This is a genomic window from Boseongicola sp., from assembly GCA_014075275.1.
In the GTDB taxonomy this organism is placed as follows: Bacteria; Pseudomonadota; Alphaproteobacteria; order Rhodobacterales; family Rhodobacteraceae.
This window is the reverse complement of record CP046179.1, coordinates 3,389,896-3,413,689: the sequence shown is the minus strand read 5'-3', so window position 1 is coordinate 3,413,689 and position 23,794 is coordinate 3,389,896. Positions and strand designations below refer to the sequence as shown.

Below are 23,794 nucleotides of genomic sequence, written 5' to 3'. Positions count from 1 at the left end.
GCACGCGTTAACGCACCAAAGGAATCGCTGCCGCACCCCAAACGGGCGGGCAATCGCAGTTGGTTGCACATCGCGCTGATCAATGGGGCCGAATTGCCCTTTGGTCGTCGATGCGCCGGACCCCTGCGTGATGTGGGTGCCAATTCGTTCCCGATGCCTTGCGTCGAAGGGCGAACCCCAGGTGACGAAACTGCTCACGCGGCAGTAAGCATCGCTTGACGGGCACATGGGCCCTAACGCCGGGCAAGTCAACTGGATTGATTAAATTGAATAATTTGCGCTCTGTGTGTTGCCTGCGGCATCACCGAAACGGATACATCCACGGCTTGTAATCGTTGACTAATACATGGGCGCGATCAATCTCTTCCTTGGTCATGCGCTTTTGAATTTCTTCAAGGGAATCAACGGCATCCGGATCACCCCCTATGGAACTCAACGCGTACCAAAGATAAGCACGCACCATATCCGGCGCCGGCATTCCAATGCCAAGCTCGTAGTACCATCCCAGGCCCGATTGCGCCCCCGGATGACCTTTCAAAGATGACCGTAAATACCACTCAAACGCCCGCTCCGGGTCCTTTTCCACCCCAAGCCCAAGCGCATACATCACACCAATCAGTTCTTCAGCGTCCGCGTTCCCGGACCGCGCTGCAGGCAATAGTGCAATCCGCGCCTCCTCAAACCGACCCGCTTCCATCAAATCGCGGGCCTCTTCGATCTCGGCCCAAACAGGGGTTGCCACCGCCAATGCGACTGCCACAATCGCCAAATGAATCGCTTGTTTCATATCATGACCCTTTGTCTGGCCTTGCCCGCAACAGCAGCCGATTTGCCGCGTCCACTAACCAACGACGACTTCATAGCCTTTGACCCTGCAAAGGCAAAGATCGGTCAACTTCTGTTCTATGACAAGATCTTATCGGGCAATCGTAACATCTCGTGCGGCACCTGCCACCATCATGATCTGGGTGGCGCCGATGGCCTTAGTCTTGGGATCGGCGAGGGCGGCGAAGGACTTGGTCCGAAACGTATTGCCGAAAGTCAGCATGATCGCATTCGCAAGCGGATCCCCCGGAATGCCCCCGCCCTTTGGAACCTTGGCGCCAAGGATATCAGCGTCATGTTTCATGACGGCCGGCTGGAGACATCCGACCTCTACGGTAACGGCTTCAACTCGCCCGCAGAAGAATGGTTGCCCCAAGGTCTTGAAACCATCCTGGCGGCCCAAGCCCTCTTCCCCGTCACGGCGCGCTTCGAAATGGCCGGTGACCCCGAAGAAAACCAAATTTCCGGAGCGGTTAACGACCGGATCGATAACGCCTGGCCCATCCTTGCCAAACGGGTCCGCACAATTCCCGAATATGGCCTAATGTTCGTCAAGGCATTCGACCATATCGAGTCTTCAGAACAGGTCACAATCGTCGACATTGCAAACGCGCTGGCCGCCTTTATGGGCACAGAATGGCAAAATTTCGACAGCCCATTTGACCGCTATCTCGCTGGCAACACAGATGAAATGACGCCCGTGGCTATCGCGGGCATGAAGCTGTTTTACGGCGATGCAGGCTGCTCCCGATGCCACAGCGGCCCTTTGATGAGCGACCAGGGATTTCACGCTCTTGCCCTGCCCGCTTTCGGCCCCGGCAAGACCCGTCGGTTCGACCTTCAACCTCGCGATGTCGGTCGCATGGGGGAAAGTGATCATCTGGAAGATGCCTATCGTTTCCTCACGCCGATGCTCCGAAACGTGGCGTTAACCGCACCCTATGGTCACAACGGCGCATACCCGACCCTGGAAGGCATTGTGCGCCATCACCTTGATCCATTGGGCAATTTGGACGCGTGGACAAGAAATCAGGCCCAGCTTCCAAACGCTGATTGGCTTGAACGGGTCGACTTCATCATTCAGGCCGACAGCCGCGAAATGGCGCGCCAGCGCGCCAATGTGGACATCAGACCAGTTTCGCTTTCGGACCAGGAAGTCGCCTCGCTGGTATCCTTTTTGGAAAGACTCACCGGAAAAACCGCCAAAACCAGACCACTGGGCCGACCTACCAGCGTGCCATCAGGTCTTAGCGTCGATTAGGCGCTGTTCCTTGCTTCAATCCGGTTTAGGTTAGTTCGCATGCTTCTTGATATGCGCCAGATCACCAAACGCTTCGGCAATATCACCATCCTGGACGATGTTTCGCTTTCCTTGTCAGCGGGTGAAGTTATCGCACTGACCGGAGAGTCCGGATCAGGCAAATCCACTTTTTTACATATCGCTGCCGGTCTTGAGCCATTGGATGAAGGTAGTGTCACCATCAACGGCACCGAAATCCATCAGCTCAATGATGGTGAACTCGCCAATCTGCGACGGACCTCATTTGGAATAATATTTCAACAATTCAATCTGATACCGTCTCTGACAGTCGCAAAAAACCTGACATTTCAGGCAAGGCTCAACGGACTTACGACCGACGTTGATGAGCTGGCAGATCGTCTCGGGCTGACAGACCAATTGGCCAAATACCCCGAGGATCTATCGGGCGGCGAACAGCAACGCGTCGCCATCGGGCGTGCGGCCGCCGCTCAATCCAAGCTGATCCTCGCCGATGAACCAACGGGAAATCTTGATGAAAATACCGGTGATGCGGTTTTCGAGCTGTTGCTGTCCCTGGCACGCGACACAGGCGCAGGCCTTTTGATCGTTACTCACTCCAGCCGATTAGCCGCGCGCGCAGATCGCCGACTTCATTTGACCCATGGGCGCTTTCAGTCATGACCTTCACCGTCTTGGCAACCTATCTATCACATTGGCAACGACATCCATTTCAGTTGTTCACTCTTGTTGCCGGCCTCGCCCTGGCGACTGCGCTTTGGTCCGGTGTGCAAGCCATCAATGCCGAAGCCCGCAAAAGTTATGCCGAAGCAACCAAGAGCTTTGCCCATAATATCAACCTGGTATCTCGCGATGGTAGCCCGATTTCTGTGGCAACCTACACCACCCTTCGTCGTTCCGGTTGGAACGTAAGCCCACTTATTGAAGGCTGGCTCGAAGGTTCAACCGGACGAGTGCGCCTGTTGGGAATTGATCCCCTGACCGCGCCCACTCAATCCGGCTCTAACCATGAATTCAATTTCGCAAGTGTCACTGCTCTATTAGATGGCAGCATACTCATCGCACCCACAACAGCAGACCGGATCGGCGACACGACGGTTTCGTTAACACCTACCGATTCCGTAAGATCCGGGCTGGCAATCGCAGACATCCGAACGGCACAGGCCCTTTTAAACAAGGATGGTTTCAATCGGTTATCGGTGTTGCCCGAACAGCCCTTACGTCAGGATCAGCTCGGCGATATTGCCCCCGAACTGAAATTCCAGACACAGCAGTCGGCCGATGACCTTAGCCGACTAACTGACAGTTTTCACTTGAACCTAACAGCATTCGGCCTGCTAAGTTTCGTGGTCGGGCTTTTTATCGTCAACGGTGCGATTGGTCTGGCAGTGGAACAGCGCAGGCCGGTATTCCGAACACTTCGCGCGATCGGTGTGTCGGCCCGAAAACTCGTCGCGCTATTTGTTTGTGAGTTATTAACCCTATCAACGGTATCAGGGGCCATCGGGATCGCTATCGGCTATGGCATTGCCGCCGCGCTATTACCGGACGTTGCGGCAACACTGCGTGGGCTCTATGGCGCGAACCTGGAAGGATCGCTAACCCTTTCACCAGTTTGGTGGCTTTCTGGATTTGCGATCGCCATCTTGGGAACTCTCGCGGCTGCTGCGACCAGCCTCACACGGGTTTCCAGGATCAAACCGCTCGCTGCGGCGCAGCCCCGAGCTTGGCTTCGCGCGACGTCGAAGTCTATGCGATTTCAATACTCCGCTGCGCGAATGTTACTGATATTCGGCTTTCTGGCTCTTGCTTTCGGCCAAGGTCTGTTGGCGGGATTTGCGGGTCTGGCCGGTGTTTTAATTGGCGCCGCACTGTTACTTCCTTTCGTTCTTTCTGCATGCCTATCTCTCGCTGAAGAAAGAGCACAATCTCCAAAAATCGAATGGTTCTGGGCAGATACGCGTCAACAACTGCCCGGTCTTTCCCTTGCGTTGATGGCGCTCTTGCTGGCGCTTTCAACCAACATCGGGGTCAGCACAATGGTTGGCAGCTTCCGCCTGACCTTTACCGGATGGCTTGATCAACGACTGGCCAGCGAACTTTATGTTACTTTGGAATCCGAAGAAGACATCGACGCCTTTTACACCTTCGCGACACCACTAACCGACGCAATTTTGCCTATCTGGCAAACCGAAGCCAACGTCCTTGGTCGCAATACCGAAATCTACGGTGTTATCGACCACGCAACTTATCGCGACAACTGGCCGATGCTGAACGCAACAACAGACGTTTGGGAACAGATTGCATCTGGAAATGGCGTGCTCATCAACGAACAACTCGCACGAAGCAACGCTCTTTCACTGGGTGCCGAACTGACCATGCCCGGCGGCCTGACAGCAAAAGTCCTGGGCATCTACAGTGACTACGGTAACACAAAGCCACAGATTATTTTGCCGACCAAGGTTCTTGTAAAGCGCTTCACCGACGTGTCACGCCTTGACTTCGGACTTCGCGTTGACCCCTCCAAACTGGATGACATCACATTACGACTCCAGGAAGATTTCGGTCTCCCACCAGGAAATATTGCAAACCAGTCTACGGTTAAAGCATTCTCGCTAAGGGTCTTTGAGCGCACTTTTGCAGTCACGGCAGCCCTAAACTTTCTAACACTCGCCGTCGCAGGACTTGCAATTTTGACCAGCCTGTTGACGCTCGCCAATTTGCGCCTTCCTCAGCTCGCCCCAGTCTGGGCCATTGGAATACCGCGGCAGGCCCTTTCCAAACTCGAGGTTATCCGCGCGCTGATTCTTGCCGGATTGACCTTTGTTCTTTCTATTCCTCTGGGATTGTTTTTGGCCTGGGTCTTGCTGGCAGTGATTAACGTAGAGGCATTTGGTTGGCGGCTGCCGATGCATTTGTTCCCGTTAGACTGGCTTTGGCTAGGAATTCTTTCAATGACGGTCGCCGCTCTTGCATGCCTGTGGCCGGCACAACGTCTAAGCAAACGCCCCCCATCCGATCTTCTCAGGAGTTTCGCAAGTGAGCGTTAAAGCTGGTCTTCTTGCCCTTCTCGCGCTAGCCGCGGCTCTTGCATCGGGATGGGCGCAAGGCTTTGCCGCCCTAGGATCAGACGCTGAGGGCTTTCCAAATCCCGATCCGATGTATGCTCTCGAGTTTCCAAAAGACCATGGTGCGCACCCAAATTTCAGGATCGAGTGGTGGTACTTTACCGCCGTCTTGCAAGACACTGATGCCATAACTTATGGCGCTCAATGGACATTGTTTCGCATGGCACGGCGTCCTAGCGGGCTGAAGGATGATCAGCTTTGGATGGGAAACGCTGCGTTAGCGTCCCCGTCGGGACACTACTTCGACGAACGATTGGCTCGCGGGGACATGGGGCTCGCAGATGTAAATGCCGAACCGTTTGAGGCCAAGATTGACGAATGGCTTGTCGCGGAACAACAATCAAATGACCTTACCATTCACGCGCAAGGCGCTGATTTCGCTTTTGATTTGCGATTTACCACTAACATGGCACCAGTCCTGCACGCCGAAAACGGATTCTCGGTCAAGTCGGGCAGTGGAACGGCAAGTCACTATTATTCCCAGCCAAACTATATGGTGACAGGTCAACTGGAAACACCCAATGGAGTCGTGGAAGTTTCGGGCAACGGGTGGATGGACCACGAGTGGTCATCACGACCTTTCGAACCTGACCAAGTTGGTTGGGATTGGATATCGCTTCACATGAATGACGGCGGCAAGCTAATGGCGTTTCGCCTCCGAGATCGGATAGATGGCGATTTCTTGGCGGGAACTTGGATGCCGAAAAACGGTGAAGCGCAGAGTCTGACTGCCAATGAATTAAGCCTATCAGCGCTCGCAACTTCTGTGATCGATGGGCGCGAAATTCCGACGGTATTTCAACTGGTTGTTCCTCAACACGGAATCGATGCGACCATAGAGGCAATTTACCCTGATAGCTGGATGGCAACGAGTGTGCCCTACTGGGAAGGGCCGGTTCGCTTTGACGGCTCGCATTCCGGCGTTGGGTATCTTGAAATGACAGGCTATGAATAATGTCCATTCAACTGATTGCGAGTGAACGCGCGCTCGACTGGCGATCAAGTGGTTCGCAAGGTAGCAATCCAACATGAGGGACCAGACGCCCCTTCCTTTGACCCGCGAGGTTGTGCTGATTGGCGGCGGCCACGCCCATGCAGTGTTGCTGCGGGCATGGGGGATGAACCCCCTGCCCGGTGCCAGGCTGACGCTAATTAATCCCGGCGCTACAGCGCCTTACACTGGCATGCTTCCCGGTTTTGTTGCAGGGCACTATCAGCGCAGCGAACTGGAAATCGATCTGGTCAAACTGGCACGTTTTGCCGGTGCTCGCATAATTTTCGGTGCCGCCACCGGCTTAGACCGATTAAACAAACGCATTCAGGTCACCGATCGACCAGACGTCGCCTATGACTTCGCTTCATTCGATATCGGCATCACTTCCGACATGCCAACGATTGACGGCTTCACCCAACACGCGATTGCGGCCAAACCTTTAGGACCATTCGCCCAGCGTTGGACGCGTTTCCTGAGTGCAAACTCTCCCGGAGCCGTTGCTGTGATTGGGGGCGGAGTCGCTGGCGTCGAATTGGCCATGGCGATGGCTCATTCGTTGAAAGAAAAAAACAACGGCGGCGTAACCCTGATCGAGACCGGCAAGATACTATCTGGACTGACAGACCAAACGCGACGCCGCCTCAAACGCGCCTTGGACGCCGCTAAGGTAACGGTCATCCAAGGCAAGCAGCCAAAAGCCATCACTGCAAATCATATATTGCTACAGGATGGTCAAAAAATCGCCTCCGATTTTACTGTTGGAGCTGCCGGGGCTCGACCATTCGATTGGCTGAAAGATACCGGATTGCATCTGGTCAATGGCTACATCGACGTTGATTCTGACCTGCGTTCTACGAACGACCCTTCCATATTTGCTGTCGGCGATTGCGCACATCTATCCCAAAGCCCTCGGCCCAAAGCAGGTGTCTTTGCTGTGCGTTCTGCGTCGATTCTGACCCATAATCTTCGCGCTGCATTGTCCGATGCTCCTTCAAAGCGGTTTAGACCTCAGACGCATTACCTCAAGCTGATATCCTTAGGCGGAAAAGTCGCATTGGGCGACAAATTTGGTGCATCTATTTCAGGTGCTTGGGTTTGGAAATGGAAAGATCGCATTGATCGTAAGTTCATGAACAGGCTTGGAAACTTGCCCTTAATGCAACCGAATTCAGTGCCATTTACCACAGCCTCAGGTATGTCAGAGGTGTTGGATGGCGGACATCTTTGCGGCGGATGCGGCGCAAAAGTCGGCGCTGACATTCTTAACGAAATCGTTCAGAAAATCGACACCTCAGAGCATGACAGCGTCTTGCAGTCCGCTGGCGACGATGCAGCGGTTCTTCGAATTGGTGACACATATCAAGTCATCACGACTGACCACCTTCGCAGCTTCTGGAATGACCCCTACGTCATGACTCGAATTGCCGCTCTTCATGCCGTATCGGACGTCTTGGCGATGGGAGCAGCGCCACAGACAATTCTGGCCCAAATAACCCTACCTAGAATGAGCGAACACATGCAAAGAGAGTGGTTGCGCGAATGCGTGGCTGCGGCCGAGGACATAGCACAAGAAACTGGTGCCGCTTTGGTTGGCGGGCACACCACGATGGGAACAGAGCTTTTCGTGGGTTTTACCGCTACAGGATTATCCGACAATCTTCCAAAAACACTTTCCGGAGCGAAAGTCGGCGATGCTTTGGTTTTGTCACGGGCGATTGGATCAGGAACTTTGATGTCGGCGGAAATGAAATTACAAGCAAACGGCGTCGATGTTGCTCAAGCCTTAAATGTCATGGCGACTTCTCAGGCCGCCGTTGCCACTGTGGTCGCCAAAAACGCAAATGCACTAACGGATGTGACCGGCTTTGGATTGGCTGGCCACGCCACTCAGATGGCAGAAGCCTCTGGCATAACGGCTGAAATAGACGTGGAGAATGTGCCGATAATGCCGGGCGCACGCGAACTAGCGGTTGCTGGCATCAGGTCGACACTTTATTCGGCCAACCGTAGGTCTGCTCCAACTGATTTTGGCGAAAGTTCTTCGGTTTCGCTTTTGTTTGACCCGCAGACAGCCGGCGGCTTTTTGGCCTCCGTTCCACCCGAAAATCTTGAACAATTGTTGAAAAACAACCCGGAACTGGTGGTTATCGGTCGAATGCTGGAACGCCAGACATCACCTATTCGCCTGAATTGACGGTGTCCGCCACTTGTTCAGCCAGCCGATTAAGTCCCTCATCATCCAGATGTTCTGCAGTGACAGTTTTGATGGGTGCATATTCATGTCGTCCACGAGCTTTTGCGTAACTTGGATCATAATGGTTCTCTATCAATGACTTAGCAACATCGCGAAACGAACCAGTGACTACACCTTTTTGCCACGTCTCGACAAGCGCACGCCCCCGCAATGCAGTTAGCCCATCCAGGCGATCCGCAACTGCTGACCGATCCGCCAATGCATCCGAGTAATCTTTAACCAAGTATTTGGCCCGCTCATCCACCGGCGCAGCTATTCTAATGCGCCTAGCACTTTTCATGGCCCTCAGTATCTCAGGTGGAATGTTTAGCTGACCAATTCGGCTGGATTCAGCTTCGATAATCACCGGTTTTTTGGCGTCCAGACCGCATATCCAATGTGCCAATCTCGTCTCAAACGCTTTTTGACTTGGTTGACGGCCTTGGTGGCCCAAAACTGATCCTCGATGATTAGCAATACCCTCAAGATCCAAAACCTGGATTCCGAGTTTACCAATTCGGCGCAAAACCTCTGTTTTTCCGGTGCCCGTGTTTCCGTCCAACAGGATAACCGGCGCAGGAAATTCCTTGTCATACAGCGCATCTACAATTAGGCGGCGATACGTACGATATCCACCTTCCAACGTTTGGACACGCCAGCCTATCTGAGAAAGAATGGTGGCAAATGACCCGGATCGTTGCCCGCCTCGCCAGCAATAAACCAATGGTTGCCAGCTTCCGTCAAAGTCGACCATATGACGTTCAATGTGCGAAGCTGCATTTCGCGCCACCAGCGCTGCCCCTAATTTGCGCGCCCGGAAAGCACTTTCCTGTTTGTAAATTGTTCCGACATCCACCCGCTCTGCATCAGAAAGAACCGGCATATTCACCGCACCGGGCACGCAGTCCTCTGAATACTCAATTGGAGCACGCACATCGATGACAGTGTCGAATTTTGCGTTGAAAAGATCGGTCAAACTGGCTGGAGCAAATGGCATGGTTCCTTGCTATGCCTTTCCTGCATAACCTGCAAAGGTCATCGGCCAAGAATGGCGCCATCGTTCAAATCGTGAAGACGGGACGCAACGTCCCTTCTTGACCTCACGTTGGCGCGCACCCAAGTTTGTTGGGATGCCGTGGCTCGACACAGTTCAGATTATGAGTTGGAGAGCTTTAGGAAGAGACAGTATGTTGAGTATTTGCGATCTAGTGGTCCGCGCAAAAGCCTTGATGCCATTAAATGCCAAATTTCTCGGAAAATTAGTGCGCCGGACATCAGTTTGTTTGGTCGCCTTCGGATGTCCGGCGATCGCCGCCGCCGACTGTGTCGTCTTAATGCATGGTCTCGCACGCGGTGCCACATCCATGGTGATATTGGAAGCCGCGCTGAACGCAGAAGGTTTTGCGACAGTAAACCGGGGATATCCTTCGACAAAGCTGCCCTTAGAACAACTGGTTGCCGAAACCGTGGGCCCGGCAGTTGCCGATTGTGGCGACGAGCGCACTCACTTCGTCACGCATTCTATGGGTGGAATCCTTCTGCGAGCATGGCTTGAGGATAATCGTCCAAAGAACATGGGACGCGCGGTGATGCTCGGACCGCCCAATCATGGTTCAGAACTGGTGGATGTTTTTGGCGATCTTGGTCCATTTCGATGGCTGAACGGGCCTGCTGGATTAGCGCTTGGAACAGATAGCAACAGCGCGCCGAACCGACTGGGATTACCACGTTTCGAAGTCGGCGTGATTGCGGGCAATCAGTCCTTGAATCCAGTCTATTCTTACCTAATTGAAGGCCCCGATGATGGAAAAGTGTCCGTTGAGTCCACACATCTAAGTAGTTTGGCGGATCACATTGTGCTTCCGGTGACACATACATTCATGATGAATGATCCGTTGGTAATTCGACAGACGCTGGAATTTTTAGAGACAGGCGCCTTTGATCCGTCAATTAGGATTATCGATCTGTTTCAGGAGATAATTCAATAATCTGTCTGACTTCAGCTTTGGTGTGAAGTTGCATATCTGAAAACTACGAAAGCGAAAGAACTTTGCATAATCCATTACTACCCAAGAGACTTGCGGAAATATTCGTCGACGGAGCGGACCCTCAGACGGCTCGGTTTCCGCAAACAGAAATTTTCAACGAAGGCTGGATGCTGCGACTGGTACTCGATGCATTCAGGCAACTTGAAATAAGTGACGGGCCATTTGGCTTTTTGCCCAACGCAGACTGGCACTCAGAAGCCCGACTAGCTTCACCCTTCAAGCCGAGGCGAAAATCGGACTCATTGGGTGAGGGCTTCACACATGCCGACGGAGTAGTTGGTGTCTGAAGTCAGCGCCTATGGGTCCAATTAGGTTAATTTGATAAGAGAGAGTTGTTGGCTCATCGTAACCACTGAGGAGTGGGACATGAGACAGACAACTGGAACTCGCAGGAGCCCCGGCGAGAAGATCGTCAAAGAGATCAAACGGGCGACGCGCAAACAGTATTCGTCAGAAGAGAAGATCCGGATCGTGCTGGATGGCTTGCGTGGCGAAGACAGCATTGCTGAGTTGTGCCGTCGTGAGGGAATATCTCAAGGTATCTACTACAAATGGTCCAAGGACTTCATGGAAGCTGGCAAACGGCGGCTTGCTGGAGATACGGCGCGTGCGGCTACGACCGACGAAGTCAAGGACCTGCGCCGCGAAGCCCGAGACCTGAAGGAGGTCGTTGCCGAGCAAACACTGGAACTGCGTCTTCTCAAAAAAAGCATGACCGGCGGTGGGGGCGACCAAGAATGAGGTATGCTGCATCTGAGAAGTTGGAGATCATCCGGCTTGTTGAGGGGTCGCATTTGTCTGCTCGTCGAACATTGGCAAAGCTGGGCATCCCCCGCACCACATTTTACCGTTGGTATGATCGGTATCGGCAGCGCGGCGACGCTGGCCTTGTGGATCAAGCGCCTAAGCCCAGACATGTCTGGAACCGCATCCCCGACGAAGTCCGGCGCAAGGTCGTCAAGCTGGCGCTGCAGGAGACGGAGCTGTCGCCGCGCGAACTGGCAGTGACGTTCACGGATCGGGAGCGCTACTTCGTCTCGGAATCTTCAGTCTATCGGGCCCTGAAGGCCCACGATCTGATCACCAGCCCGGCCTTTATCGTGCTCAAGGCGGCAAACGAGTTCAAAGACAAGACCACTGCGATCAACCAGCTTTGGCAAACCGACTTCACCTATCTCAAAGTGCTTGGCTGGGGCTGGTTCTATCTCAGCACAATCCTGGACGACTACAGCCGCTACATCATCTCGTGGAAACTCTGCACGAACATGCGGGCAGAGGACGTGACGGACACCCTGGATTTGGCGCTACAAGCATCAGGGTGCGATCAGGTTCACGTCATCCACAAACCCCGCCTCCTCAGCGACAACGGGTCCAGTTACGTCTCTGGCGATCTGGCTGAATGGCTGCAGGACAAAGGCATGAAGCATTCTCGGGGCGCACCATATCATCCCCAGACACAGGGCAAGATCGAGAGGTGGCATCAAACCCTGAAGAACCGCATCCTATTGGAGAACTACTTCCTTCCGGGAGACCTCGAAACCCAGATCGAAGCCTTCGTCGATCACTACAATCACAAGCGCTACCACGAGAGCCTGAACAACGTCACACCCGCCGACGTCTACTTCGGGCGTGACAAAGCCATTCTAAGACAACGGGAAAGGATCAAACGAAAGACGCTCGAAGCGCGGCGCTTGCATCACAGACAGCGCGCCGCATAATAACATCAACCAGACGAGCCAAACTCTTTACTTGTTTAAGCAACTCTTGGTTCCCAAAACCCTGACGACGGACCACGATGAGCCAACAACTCTCTCTTATCAAATTAACCTAATTGGACCCATAGGCGCTGACTTCAGACAGGGGCAGCGGTGTGGGAAATGTCGGGATGAAACCATCATAGTCAAACTTGGGCGTTCCGCCGACGGCATTTAAAATATTGGCTGCCAGAGCCATGTGCAGCATCTCTTCCAGAAATACGCTTTTGATAACTTCGGCGGATTCAACGTTTGTGCCATCCTTGATGGAATACAAGGCCGTCAGATATGGTGCCAAAGTGGCATGCTCCAACTCGATCGCCCACTGTAAATGCGATCGCAAGCTGTCCAATGAAGTTATGGCCATGTTCATCCCCCGAATTAATGTTCGCCTTGCTATTCATGAATTTCGGGCGAATTTGATTTTCGACACTAGTGCATCGAAAATGTTAGGTCCAGTTGCGCAAATGTCCGATTTCACTGCGTGCGCGGTGCGGACAGTTGCAACACTACGCCCACTATGTTGCGGGATGACTTTCCGGCGAATTCGTTAGACTTCTATATTGTCGCGCCATCGGCATTCGGTTCACGGATTTACTCCCGAAGGTCAATGGAAATTTCGGAAAGGCGACAACCGCCTGTCGAGCAAACCTAGTTCGGCTTTTGGAACTGACGACACTATGTCGAAGTAAACGCACTCGTATTACTGTGTGCCGTTGCGCTTTAATTTGGCACCGAAATCTGCACCAACTATTTGAACGCAACGCCCCTGACTGACAATCGAATAGAATCCCATTTCCGCGAAAACAATCCTGATGCAAATGCGCCCATCGTCTGCTCAAAGCGAACCCAGGCCTGGTCACAATTCCATAGTCGCGGCCACACCCAATCGATTTTCATCGATTGCCGTGATACGTTCTGAAACAGAGAAGTGTGACTGATTACTCCTCGCGTTGACAAGATTTTGGTGCGGTCGAGAAGACTCGAACTTCCACGGGTGTTACCCCACAGCGACCTCAACGCTGCGCGTCTACCAATTCCGCCACGACCGCACGTCTAGGCTTGGTGCCGCGTCTCTTAGCCGGGGTCGCGCGTCTTGTGAAGAGGCAAATGTGCCGATGTTAACTTTGACGACCGCTTCGCCAACTACTAACCGCTCTTAACCCAAGGGCGGCCAGTCCAATCGCGATCACAAATAAACCTACGACTTCCCGCTCTCCAAACAGCATCCCGTTGATCCGTCGCCCGGGCAAAAGGGTCAATAATCCGGCAACTCCGAACGCCCACCAGTATATGGCGCGCATGGTCGCAGAATGGGCATGAATGCGCCCTGCCCGGATGTGGCTAACGCCCTGCCACATCCCCCACAAAGCCCAAAGCGACAAAATGTGAATGGGCGAAAAAGGCCCAATAATGCCAATGCCCGAAATCAGAAACGAACTCAGCGCCGTCACCGCTACCGCGCCAACCCAAATATAGCCCAAGACCTTATGGGCAATATCACGAGAGCGCCGATAAAGATTAATCGGCCCCAAAGTCAGCGCAATGATTGCAGCGATCAGATGAACCTGCACCTGCACAGGCGCAACAATAAGAGGTTCAAGAAACATATGGGCCTCGGCCAAGTCATCGTTTAACACGTCTCAAGCCTTGCCCGCCAACGATCGGGCCCTGCAACGTGAACTTCGTAAGTGATGGTGTGCCAGTCGTGAACGATATCCCGATCAAATTCGCGCTTCGTGAAATGACGGCTCTGATGCGTTCTAAAAAGGTCTGGGCAGGTCTTGGGGCAGCCACGGTGATCCTCGGGTTGTCCGGCCCTTTCGACACTATCGACGTCATGCCTTTACTTGAGCGCCTCACCTATTGGGGTTTGATCGTCGTCACGACGTTCTTTTCCGGTGGAATGGTTGCGGATCTTGTTCTGTCAACACGCGCCATGAAGAGGGTCAACAAACCAATCCGCATCGCGATTGCGGGCCTCGTCATTGGCATCGCCGTTACATTGATTGTCCTGGCGCTCAACTGGATATCCATGGGACTTTCCCCGTTTGTCGCGCATTATGCATTTTATCTCATGCTCAATTGCATCGTCATCGCAACCGTCATCGCCGCTGCAATGACCTGGGCACAAGCGCCGTCAGACCCCGCAGGCCCGGCACCTATTCTGCAACGTCTCGATCTGGAAAAACGCGGTCCGCTGCTTTCCCTGACCCAACGCGATCACTATGTCGAAGTAACAACTACTGCTGGTGAAAGTCTGATTTTGATGCGCCTCTCTGACGCCATTGCCGAAACAACCGGAACTGACGGGATGCAAATTCACCGATCCCATTGGATCGCCACCCATGCCGTGACCGTAGCCCGCCGCGATGGCGCACGCGCGGTCGTTACACTGCAAGATGGTCGCGAACTGCCGGTCAGCCGCACTTATCTGAAAGACCTCACCGCAGCAGGGCTATTGCCGAAAAAGGGCAGCCAGAATGGTTGAGTGGAAGATCTCTGACAGTCTCATCGACTATCAGGAGGCCCTGACGTTGATGGAAACGCGCGCTGCGGAAATCCGTGCCGGTACCGCTCCCGAGCTTATCTGGCTTCTGGAACATCCCCCGCTCTATACCGCTGGCACCAGTTCCAATCCCGCAGACCTGACAGATCCGGACCGCTTTCCCGTCTATGAAGCCCGCCGGGGCGGCCAATACACTTATCACGGCCCCGGTCAGCGTGTGGCCTACGTTATGCTAGATGTCGCAGCCCGCGGTCAGGACGTGCGCAAATTCGTCGCCCAGCTGGAAGACTGGATCATCGCCACCCTGTCCGAGTTCAACGTGACAGGCGAACGTCGCAAAGGCCGCGTCGGCGTCTGGGTCACCCGCCCGGAAAGGCCCGCCATGCCAGACGGAACACCCCCGGAAGACAAAATCGCCGCCCTCGGCATCCGCCTTCGCAAATGGGTCAGCTTCCACGGCATCTCAATCAACGTTGAACCCGATCTCGACCACTTCACCGGCATTGTCCCATGCGGCATCAGCGATCACGGCGTGACGTCGTTGGTTGATCTAGGGTTGCCAGTGACGCTGCAAGATGTGGATGTGGCATTGGAAAAGACGTTCAGTGAGGTTTTCGGGGCGGGGGAATAATGTGGCGAATGACGGCTTTGAGCCCAAAGTGCAAATGTTTGCATTCGTAGATATTTGTCCAATTGGACGGCCTGCCGACAGCGACATCGTTCACTGAAAAGAGCGTCGCGAAACATTCGCGACGCTCTTTTCTGTCAGGGGTCAAGTTTGCGCGTCCGATGCGCGATAGCCGTCAGCCGCCAATCACCTCCAGCCCAGCCATCGCACAATTTTCATCAAGGTGCGCACCAGGTGCGCCGGCAACTCCAATGCCTCCCACATGAGCATCGCCAATGACAATTGGTAGACCACCGCCGAGAATTACCATTCTCGAGTCCGTGTCGCGAAGACCCGCAAGAGTTGCATCATTCATAATCATCTCGGCAAAGAAGGTAGTTGGTGCCCCGATACTTGCCGAGGTGAACGCTTTACCGATGCTTCCGCCAATAATATGAGGTCCAGTTCCGTCTGCCTTGATCATGAGCTTTAGGTTGCCGCCTCGATCAACAATTGCGACGGCAACTTGGAAGCCGTCCGCAGCGCATTGCGCCAATGCAGCATCGGCTGCCTCTTGAGCCATTGATAGTGGCAGGTAGGGGGCGGTGGGTAGGCTTTGGGCAATGGCAGGCGAATACGGCAATGTCGCTACCGCGCTTGCAACTGCAAAAACCTTGGCTGTTTTTAACATATCATTTTCCAATCTTAGTTATTTGTCTTCACGGATGAAGATTGTTGTGTTTCAGATGCTTTGCTGCGTTGGCACCTGATGTTTGTAAGACATCCCTGATTTCGGTGCCGTTCGATCTAGCTTGCCGCCGAAACCCAAAACGATACCCTCAAACCGAACCGAATCCGGTCTGTGAGTAGCTCTGCTATAAAACAAAACTGTATCGCTATGCAACAAAACTGTACTATACAGGTAATGAGATGACTTTAAGAGAAGACCCACGACTTGCCGCGACGCGCACGCGCGCGCTTGAAGCAGCCCTTGACGAGCTTCAAGAGCAAGGCGTAATCGCTGTCACTCATGCATCTGTCGGCGCACGTTCAGGCATCTCCAGAAGCACGCTTTATCGCCACTGGCCGACGCTCGACGAACTTCTGGACAGCACATTCCGACATGCCATCACAGCACAGGTTATTCCTCCGCAGACAAATGGTCCCCTTCGCACAGATCTCTATTGGTTGCTCGGTCCATTGCGCACTGCGTTGACAGAAACCCGCTGGGGCAAGATCGCGCCACAGGTCGTTGCGGCTGCGTCTTCGGACGACCGGGCAAAACGGTTGATCAACACGTTCGTCATTGCGCGATACAAAGTTGTCCGAGGCGTCTTCGAAGCTGCCAGATCACGCGGCGAGGTTTCCGAGGCCGCCAACATAGAATCGCTTATCGAACTTACAATCGCCGCCCCATACTTCCGAATGCTTATCGCCGGACAGCCTCTTGACGATGAATGGCTTGAAAGTCACGTCGAACAGATTCTTCGCTTGGCAACAGCTGAATAGATGTTTTGGCCTGACGGCCTGAACAAGACTGAGGCAAGAGATTGCTCACGCTTCTCAATCAAGCCTGCAAGCCATCGACACGCCGACAGGCTCTGAAACTGTCGCACCAAAAATCCGTAACGTTTGGCAAAAACTATGAAGAGCTTTGAAATGGACAGCGAAATCGCAAGGTATGATCGCGATAGAGGGCACTTGATATTACCGAAGGTCAGCAATGCGGGTTTCGACCAAGCAACGCCAAAAGCCGACTGACGGCAGCTCTGGACTGTGAGCCACTCTTGACACTGCAACGGTTAATGGCTGGTCTGTCCGCAGAACAGTCATTCCCCATTAGGCACCCAAAACCTCTCAGCCCCGTCAAAACTCCCGCGGAAACTGCGACATCATCGCCTGCATTCCGAACTCGCCTTCCACCGCACCTGCATTCTCACACATCATCCGGTTCAAAAACTCGCGCCGTTGGTGAATGCAATCCGCGTCCATGCCGTTTGACGTTCCTGAGTGCCCTCGCCCGGGCAAGCGCAGCTTGCTCAGATCAGGCCACTCGATCAGGCTTAGAAAGTTGAAAGTCAGTGTCATGTCGTAATCCCTGTTGTCGTTGACCTGACCCTAGGCGGCACACAATGCTTCTGGTATCCGCTCCGGCGTTGTGCTGTTCTACAAAAATGAAGAGCCAATTTCGTAACTGGTCCGACATCCGCGTCTTTCTGGCCGTTTACCGCGCCGGGTCAACGCTTGCCGCGTCGAAGGAACTTGGCATCGCCCAACCCACGGTCGCCCGCCGGATCGAGGCGCTGGAACATGAACTAAAGCTCACATTGTTCGAACGCGACACGCGCGGCTTTCGCCCCACTACCGAAGGCAATGACCTGTTCGTCACCGCCACAGAAGTCGAAACCGCAGTCAATGCGTTTTCAAGCAAAGCCATCGGGTTAAAAAACCTAGAAGCCAAGGTCATTCGCATCACCAGTGTCCCAGAGGTCTTCTCGGAAAACTTCGCCGCCATCATTGCCGAGTTTTCCGACGCCCACCCGGATGTCAGTTTCGAATTTCTCGCAACCCCCGCCAACATTGACCTTTCGAAAGGCGAGGCCGATGTCGCCATCCGTTACGCAAATGAGATCGAGGACAAGACGCTCATTTGCCGAAAAGTCTCCGAGGCAGAAGGCACTCTTTATGCCTCCAAGTCTTACGCCGCGAAACACGGATTACCGGCCTCGGAAGATGACCTGGCCGGTCACAAGTTTCTGGCGTTGAACACGACTGTTATGGCGCGCTTCACAGAATGGCAGAACAAACACTTAACGCCCGATCAGATTGTTATGGAATGCAGTGACTTCAACGGCTTGATGGCCGCGATCCATAGTGGATTTGGGATCGGGCCGATGGGTGTCGGAATTGGCGATTCCAATCCTTCGCTTGTGCGGTGCTTTCCGCCACTCAAAGAGTTCACAGTTCCGACCTGGCTTCTAACATCGGCAGCAGCGCACCGTAGGCCAGAAGTGCGCGCGTTCACCAAATTCTTCGCACCGCAATATTCGAAAATGCTGGCAATCCAACGTCAAGAACGCGAAGCAGAGCTCGCCCGGAACGCATCCGCTACTTAAGCCGATACCGAAGCCCGCTGCACTGCCGCCGCTTCATCGACCAAACTCACCCGCACACCGGCCTTCACCACATCAGGATCATATGCCTTGCGCGCAAACACCTCCCGCACCATCGGCGCGAAGAAATTCAGCGGCAGATTATCATACTCGGGATCAAAACTGGATTGATCCCAACGCTCGCAAAACACCGAGCAATCCTCAAAATACGGATGCCCTTTATAGGCTTCACGCTTCTTCGGGTCCGCACCAATATGCTCGCCATAATACACCATCTGAAAATCACCGTGCTTCTCAACAACCCAGGTGCATTGTTCGCGCACAAAGGGCCTGAGGATCGCGGCAGCGTATTCGTCGTGATTATAGGGAGGAAAGATGTCACCGATGTCATGCAAAACGGTCGACACCACCCAATCCACATCCGCCCCATCCCGCCAGGCCCGCGTCGCCGACTGCAACGAATGCTCTAACCGCGTGACCTGGTACCCCGACAGGCTTTCATCCAACGCCTCTAACGCGTGCAGCAACCGATCCGCCGTGCCTTTTGCGTATTCGGTCTCATGCTCGGTCAGAAAGTCATAATCTTCCTTGTCACCGTCCTTCATAGCTGTGAATTTGACCTGGTCCATTACGCATAAATCTCCGTCGACTTGCTCGCGCCGCGCATCATCACTTTTGCCTGCGCAGTTCTGATTTCTTCATACAATGCAAGTGCTTCCGATGAAAAGTTCGCCTTTGGTACCGGCACATGCACAAAGTTGTTGAACCTGTCCTCACCCCGCGCCACCATTGCGAAATCCCGCTCGCCCACTTCCTGCTTCATATCCGGACGAATGTAGCGCACCACTAACCCGATCCGACGATCATCCGACGTGTTCGGCCCCGAGCCATGGATTGTCAGCCCGTGGTGCAGGCTCATCTGACCGGGCGCCAGCTCGATGGCGGTTTTATCTGCCTCTGCGATATCGACTTTCACCTCTTGTCCCCGACTTAATAGGTTATCTTCGGCAAAAGTATCTTCATGAGGCAGTATCGGGTTCTTGTGGCTACCGGTGACAAAATCCATGCATCCGGAAGCGACGCTTGCCTCGGACAATGCAATCCACGCCGTCACAAGTCCGTCAATGGCTCCCAATCCCCAATATGTCAGATCCTGATGCATCGAAACTGTCGCGCGCGTTTTCGGCTCTTTCACGAACAGTTCCACCGAAAAGACCAGTATATCCGGGCCTATCAAACCCTCGACTACGTCAAGAACCCCAGCGTCTAGAGCTATGTCACATACAAATGGCATCACCACATGGGCGTTCACCCGTTTGTAGCTGTTCAATGGCAGCGGCAATCCCGCATCCAACCACTCACGTTCAATGGCTTCGAGTTCGGCCCGCGCGTGCAACGCTCCGGTGTTGGACATAACTTGAACTGGAAAAAGAAAACCATCCCGCCAATAGTCTTCGACCGCTTTCTCGGGCAGTCGCCCTTCGCTCAGTGACACACCATTCCCCATCGCACGACCCTCCCTTTCAACCAGCCTGATCGATAATTTACGCCCTGCTATTATTTTTTCGACGCACCACGTCGCAAATGAACCAACCCCTGAGACAATTTATCCGCGTGCAACAGCAACTTCGCCCATTGCCCCCTGCCCGCCAGCCCTTTAGAACTTGCCCAAAGGCATCGGGAAGAATCCCGGCGCAATAATTTGGGACTCTAGGAGGCACTCTATGGTCGACGCCGCCGCTCATGGGCACGACGAACGCGGATTCTTTACCCGCTGGTTCATGTCCACGAACCACAAAGACATCGGTATTCTATACCTGTTTACTTCAGGTTTCGTCGGCTTCATCGCCGTCGCATTTACCATCTACATGCGGCTGGAACTAAAAGACCCGGGCGTCCAATACATGTGTATGGAAGGCCCGCGCTTCATCGCTGACAGCGCTGCAACCTGCACACCGAACGGTCACCTCTGGAACGTTCTGATCACTGGCCACGGCATCCTGATGATGTTCTTTGTGGTGATCCCGGCGCTCTTCGGCGGATTTGGCAACTATTTCATGCCCTTGCACATCGGTGCACCGGACATGGCCTTCCCGCGGATGAACAACCTCAGCTACTGGCTCTACGTTGCAGGCACCTCGCTGGCAGTCGCTTCTGTCATTAGCCCCGGTGGTAACGGCCAACTTGGTTCGGGCGTTGGCTGGGTTCTCTACCCGCCGCTGTCCACCTCCGAAGGTGGCTGGTCTATGGACCTCGCTATCTTTGCCGTTCACCTTTCAGGTGCCTCGTCGATCCTTGGCGCGATCAATATGATCACCACGTTCCTGAATATGCGCGCACCAGGCATGACCCTGTTCAAAGTGCCTCTGTTTGCATGGTCAATCTTCGTCACAGCATGGCTGATCCTTCTGGCCCTGCCGGTGCTCGCAGGTGCAATCACCATGCTCCTGACCGACCGAAACTTCGGAACAACCTTCTTTGATCCGGCTGGCGGCGGGGATCCGATCCTTTATCAGCACATCCTTTGGTTCTTCGGACACCCTGAAGTTTACATCATCGTGCTGCCAGGTTTCGGCATCATCAGCCACATCATCGCAACCTTCAGCCGCAAGCCCGTCTTCGGTTACATGCCCATGGTCTGGGCCCTGATCGCTATCGGAGCACTGGGCTTCGTTGTCTGGGCACACCACATGTATACCGTCGGCATGTCCCTGACCCAGCAGACCTACTTCATGCTGGCCACCATGGTCATCGCGGTGCCGACCGGCGTCAAAATCTTCTCGTGGATTGCCACGATGTGGGGCGGCTCGATCGAGTTCAAAACACCGATGCTCTACGCCTTCGGCTTCCTGTTCCTCTTCACACTGGGCGGCGTCACCGGCATCGTTTTGTCGCAGGCTGGCGTCGACCGCGCCTATCACGACACTTACTACGTGGTCGCACACTTCCACTACGTGATGAGTTTGGGGGCGGTGTTCTGTATCTTTGCGGGCACCTACTACTGGATCGGCAAAATGTCGGGACGGCAGTATAACGAACGCCTTGGCCAAATTCAGTTCTGGATGATGTTCATCGGTGCCAACATTACCTTCTTCCCCCAACACTTCCTGGGTCGCCAAGGTATGCCACGTCGCTACATCGACTATCCGGAAGCCTTCGCTACCTGGAACGAAGTCTCGACCTGGGGCGCATTCCTGGCCTTCGCATCCTTCATCCTGTTCATCTTCATTGTTTTCCAGACGATCATCTCCGGTCGCCGCATCGAAGAAAACAACTACTGGAACGAACATGCCGACACGCTGGAATGGACCCTTCCATCGCCACCGCCTGAGCATACCTTTGAAATCCTGCCAAAACAGGAAGATTGGGACAAAGGCGACGCCCATTAGCGCGGCACGCTGAATTCAAGATAAAAAGGGCCTCGGATCATCCGGGGCCCTTTTTCATTGGCAGTCTATCCCTCAGCACCACGCGCCCTTAAGATTGCCGCATGAACCCGCAATCCAGCTTTCACGATACCTACTATGTCGTTTCCAACATTAACTGGATCGCTATGCTGGTGCTGGCTTCACTTGTGGTATCCTTCACAGCTGCCGCCGCGCTACGCCTGAACACGTCGGATGTAACCCGTCGCTTGCGGCGTTATGCGTTGGGATTCTGGGCAACCGGGCTCATAAGCACCTTCGCCGCTATGCTGGCCGCCCGTGGCCTGGCACCAGACGCCTTCATTCAGTCTCCGGCGATCCTGACGGCCATCAATGGCGCCGCCGCCGCCGGTGGGTTCTTGATGCTCACGGCGCTTTGCCTGACCCTGGTCTTAATCCTAACCGCCCTCTGGCGCAGGGTCTATCGCCACCCCTAATACTCGGTCTCACCTTCGCCGCAATATCGTGCATTTATTCGTTCATTGTAAAATACCATGTTAAAAATACGCGATAAAATATACGACCTTCTGGACACCTTACTGGGCTGGCTCCTGGTCAGTCTCTTGGCGGCTTTCATCGCGCTGGGGACACTGCTGATATTCCCGTTCGCGATGCTCCACTCGATGTTCAAAAGAGCCGATCCTATCCAACAGGAGATCGTTGATCATTTCTACGAAATCTATGGGGCCATGACCGACGGGAACTTGGATGCCCTCAAAGCCGAAAAAGCCCGCGATCCCGACTTTCCCGTCACGAGCGACAACTTCATCGGTCGATCCTGGGTTATTAACGCCGTGGATTGCGGCAACCAGGCAACCCTCGCCTGGGTTCTGGAGCATGACCTCGACCTCAACCACCATGACGATGACGGCCGCTCGCCTCTCCACGCGGCCATCGAGGAAGATAACGCCGAAGCGACCAGGATGCTCATAGACAAGGGCGCAGATGTAAACGCCAAAGGAACCCTGGATGTCACGCCCCTCCACGTGGCAGCCTCCCTTGCCGGCCCGGCAGTTATCTCGCATTTGCTGCTCTGTGGCGCCGACCCCACAGCGCTTGATACGGACTATGTCCCTGAGACGCCGCTGGATCGCGCGCACCTGCGCAACGAGCCCGAGATTATCGCTCTCCTCACGGCAAACCTGCCTGTATCAAAACCGAAGCCTGACCCGCTTCAGACTTGAGACATCACAGCTAAAAGCTATTCTAACACCATGCCCTACCGTTGGTCCGATACCACTGCCGCAACCTCAGTCACGCTCTGGCCGCACCAATCCATGACCGGGCGCGGATTTGCCTGGTTTATCGGCGGCACCGCAGTGATGCTTTCTCTGCCCTTGCTGGCCGTTCTGGGCTCGCCAGTGGCCTGGGTCCTATTGATCTTCTTTGTCGCCGCACTCGCCGGTATCTGGCGTGCCATCATGACAAATCGTCAACAGCGGTCGCTCCGCGAAGAATTGACTCTGGACTCCAGCAATCTCCACCTCACCCATTGTCCTCCAAAGGGCCAACGCATCGAGTGGCAGGCAAACCCGCATTGGGTCACCGTAAACCTGCGCAAGGATGGGCCGGTCGAAAATTACCTAACCCTCAGTGCTTCAGGCCGCGAGATCGAACTCGGTCGCTTCCTCAGCCCTGACGAGCGCCAATCATTGTATCATGAATTGAACGAAGCCCTCAGCCGCTGAAACAACGTTCAGGCCGCCGCCCACAGGCGACGAAAGCTGCCCCCATTATCGGCCCAAATATATCCTCGCCGAAGGCACGCGGGCGCCCGCCCGCGCAACGGATTTCGCGTCGAAATCCGTTATCCAGTCGTTAACAAAACCCAAACCCACCGTTCGGGTCCACCGACGTAATACCGACGTGATACCGACAG

General features: G+C 54.3%; 23 protein-coding genes and 1 tRNA gene. 15 read left to right on the top strand and 9 right to left on the bottom strand.

The features are described 5' to 3' along the window. Positions 1 to 301: 301 nt before the first annotated feature. Positions 302 to 787: a sel1 repeat family protein gene (locus GKR98_17065; protein QMU59736.1), complete on the bottom strand. Its 486-nt coding sequence runs from the start codon at positions 785 to 787 to the stop codon at positions 302 to 304. Positions 788 to 790: 3 nt separating this feature from the next. Between GKR98_17065 and GKR98_17060 the strand changes: the two genes are divergently transcribed. The 5 genes from GKR98_17060 to selD all read left to right on the top strand — a co-directional run bounded on the left by GKR98_17060 (position 791) and on the right by selD (position 8,420). After that, positions 791 to 2,086 carry a methylamine utilization protein MauG gene (locus GKR98_17060; protein ID QMU59735.1) on the top strand — a complete coding sequence of 432 codons (1,296 nt, stop codon included), beginning with the start codon at positions 791 to 793 and terminating at the stop codon, positions 2,084 to 2,086. Positions 2,087 to 2,125: 39 nt separating this feature from the next. Further along, positions 2,126 to 2,767 carry an ATP-binding cassette domain-containing protein gene (locus tag GKR98_17055; GenBank protein QMU59734.1) on the top strand — a complete coding sequence of 214 codons (642 nt, stop codon included), beginning with the start codon at positions 2,126 to 2,128 and terminating at the stop codon, positions 2,765 to 2,767. Continuing rightward, entirely contained in the window at positions 2,764 to 5,154 is a 2,391-nt protein-coding gene (locus tag GKR98_17050; protein QMU59733.1) for an FtsX-like permease family protein, read from the top strand. Before GKR98_17055 ends, GKR98_17050 begins: the two co-directional genes overlap by 4 nt. Positions 5,155 to 5,263: 109 nt before the next feature. Next, the gene (locus GKR98_17045) at positions 5,264 to 6,187 is read left to right on the top strand and encodes an iron ABC transporter permease (GenBank protein ID QMU60154.1); all 924 of its coding nucleotides are present in this window, start codon (positions 5,264 to 5,266) and stop codon (positions 6,185 to 6,187) included. 73 nt (positions 6,188 to 6,260) lie between these two features. After that, positions 6,261 to 8,420: a selenide, water dikinase SelD gene (gene selD / locus GKR98_17040; protein QMU59732.1), complete on the top strand. Its 2,160-nt coding sequence runs from the start codon at positions 6,261 to 6,263 to the stop codon at positions 8,418 to 8,420. On the opposite strand, the gene mnmH is transcribed toward selD, so the two are convergent. Then, positions 8,404 to 9,456 (bottom strand): tRNA 2-selenouridine(34) synthase MnmH, encoded by a 1,053-nt coding sequence (mnmH, locus tag GKR98_17035; GenBank protein ID QMU59731.1) that lies wholly within the window; start codon positions 9,454 to 9,456, stop codon positions 8,404 to 8,406. The genes selD and mnmH overlap by 17 nt on opposite strands. Positions 9,457 to 9,721: 265 nt before the next feature. On the opposite strand from mnmH, the gene GKR98_17030 reads away from it, so the two are divergent. After that, on the top strand, positions 9,722 to 10,447 hold the full coding sequence (locus GKR98_17030; GenBank protein ID QMU59730.1) for an alpha/beta hydrolase: 726 nt from the start codon (positions 9,722 to 9,724) through the stop codon (positions 10,445 to 10,447). Positions 10,448 to 10,873: 426 nt separating this feature from the next. Further along, a protein-coding gene (locus tag GKR98_17025) for an IS3 family transposase (protein ID QMU59729.1) occupies positions 10,874 to 12,225 on the top strand; the annotation gives its coding sequence in 2 pieces (ribosomal slippage) (positions 10,874 to 11,209 and positions 11,212 to 12,225; 1,350 coding nt in all). Positions 12,226 to 12,334: 109 nt separating this feature from the next. Here GKR98_17025 and GKR98_17020 read toward each other — a convergent pair. The 3 genes from GKR98_17020 to GKR98_17010 all read right to left on the bottom strand — a co-directional run bounded on the left by GKR98_17020 (position 12,335) and on the right by GKR98_17010 (position 13,871). Continuing rightward, positions 12,335 to 12,634 carry a hypothetical protein gene (locus tag GKR98_17020; protein ID QMU59728.1) on the bottom strand — a complete coding sequence of 100 codons (300 nt, stop codon included), beginning with the start codon at positions 12,632 to 12,634 and terminating at the stop codon, positions 12,335 to 12,337. Between the two features lie 592 nt (positions 12,635 to 13,226). Continuing rightward, a tRNA-Leu gene (locus tag GKR98_17015) sits at positions 13,227 to 13,313 on the bottom strand. A 69-nt stretch (positions 13,314 to 13,382) separates the two neighbouring features. Continuing rightward, entirely contained in the window at positions 13,383 to 13,871 is a 489-nt protein-coding gene (locus GKR98_17010; GenBank protein ID QMU60153.1) for a DUF2306 domain-containing protein, read from the bottom strand. A gap of 68 nt (positions 13,872 to 13,939) precedes the next feature. On the opposite strand from GKR98_17010, the gene GKR98_17005 reads away from it, so the two are divergent. Further along, a complete protein-coding gene (locus GKR98_17005; GenBank protein ID QMU59727.1) occupies positions 13,940 to 14,752 on the top strand; it encodes a hypothetical protein in 813 nt (270 codons plus the stop codon). Then, positions 14,745 to 15,401: a lipoyl(octanoyl) transferase LipB gene (gene lipB, locus GKR98_17000; protein QMU59726.1), complete on the top strand. Its 657-nt coding sequence runs from the start codon at positions 14,745 to 14,747 to the stop codon at positions 15,399 to 15,401. Before GKR98_17005 ends, lipB begins: the two co-directional genes overlap by 8 nt. Before the next feature lie 172 nt (positions 15,402 to 15,573). On the opposite strand, the gene GKR98_16995 is transcribed toward lipB, so the two are convergent. Further along, positions 15,574 to 16,068, bottom strand: coding sequence for a heme-binding protein (locus GKR98_16995; protein ID QMU59725.1), 495 nt, complete (start codon positions 16,066 to 16,068; stop codon positions 15,574 to 15,576). A 239-nt stretch (positions 16,069 to 16,307) separates the two neighbouring features. Here GKR98_16995 and GKR98_16990 point away from each other — a divergent pair, with 239 nt between their 5' ends. After that, on the top strand, positions 16,308 to 16,886 hold the full coding sequence (locus GKR98_16990) for a TetR family transcriptional regulator (GenBank protein ID QMU59724.1): 579 nt from the start codon (positions 16,308 to 16,310) through the stop codon (positions 16,884 to 16,886). 357 nt (positions 16,887 to 17,243) lie between these two features. On the opposite strand, the gene GKR98_16985 is transcribed toward GKR98_16990, so the two are convergent. Beyond that, on the bottom strand, positions 17,244 to 17,465 hold the full coding sequence (locus GKR98_16985; protein QMU59723.1) for a hypothetical protein: 222 nt from the start codon (positions 17,463 to 17,465) through the stop codon (positions 17,244 to 17,246). Positions 17,466 to 17,509: 44 nt separating this feature from the next. Between GKR98_16985 and GKR98_16980 the strand changes: the two genes are divergently transcribed. Then, the gene (locus GKR98_16980) at positions 17,510 to 18,493 is read left to right on the top strand and encodes a LysR family transcriptional regulator (protein ID QMU59722.1); all 984 of its coding nucleotides are present in this window, start codon (positions 17,510 to 17,512) and stop codon (positions 18,491 to 18,493) included. Here GKR98_16980 and GKR98_16975 read toward each other — a convergent pair. Both GKR98_16975 and GKR98_16970 read right to left on the bottom strand, forming a co-directional pair. Continuing rightward, entirely contained in the window at positions 18,490 to 19,119 is a 630-nt protein-coding gene (locus GKR98_16975; GenBank protein ID QMU59721.1) for a peptidase, read from the bottom strand. The two genes, GKR98_16980 and GKR98_16975, sit on opposite strands and share 4 nt — an antisense overlap. Continuing rightward, complete coding sequence (locus GKR98_16970) at positions 19,119 to 19,997, bottom strand: phytanoyl-CoA dioxygenase family protein (GenBank protein QMU59720.1); 879 nt, start codon at positions 19,995 to 19,997, stop codon at positions 19,119 to 19,121. Before GKR98_16970 ends, GKR98_16975 begins: the two co-directional genes overlap by 1 nt. A gap of 217 nt (positions 19,998 to 20,214) precedes the next feature. On the opposite strand from GKR98_16970, the gene ctaD reads away from it, so the two are divergent. The 4 genes from ctaD to GKR98_16950 all read left to right on the top strand — a co-directional run bounded on the left by ctaD (position 20,215) and on the right by GKR98_16950 (position 23,603). Next, positions 20,215 to 21,879 carry a cytochrome c oxidase subunit I gene (gene ctaD / locus GKR98_16965; GenBank protein ID QMU59719.1) on the top strand — a complete coding sequence of 555 codons (1,665 nt, stop codon included), beginning with the start codon at positions 20,215 to 20,217 and terminating at the stop codon, positions 21,877 to 21,879. Positions 21,880 to 21,980: 101 nt separating this feature from the next. Then, positions 21,981 to 22,352, top strand: a complete 372-nt coding sequence (locus GKR98_16960; protein QMU59718.1) for a hypothetical protein — start codon at positions 21,981 to 21,983, stop codon at positions 22,350 to 22,352. Positions 22,353 to 22,409: 57 nt separating this feature from the next. Then, positions 22,410 to 23,099, top strand: a complete 690-nt coding sequence (locus GKR98_16955; protein QMU59717.1) for a hypothetical protein — start codon at positions 22,410 to 22,412, stop codon at positions 23,097 to 23,099. A gap of 30 nt (positions 23,100 to 23,129) precedes the next feature. After that, positions 23,130 to 23,603 carry a DUF2244 domain-containing protein gene (locus GKR98_16950; GenBank protein ID QMU59716.1) on the top strand — a complete coding sequence of 158 codons (474 nt, stop codon included), beginning with the start codon at positions 23,130 to 23,132 and terminating at the stop codon, positions 23,601 to 23,603. The last annotated feature ends 191 nt before the right edge of the window (positions 23,604 to 23,794 follow it).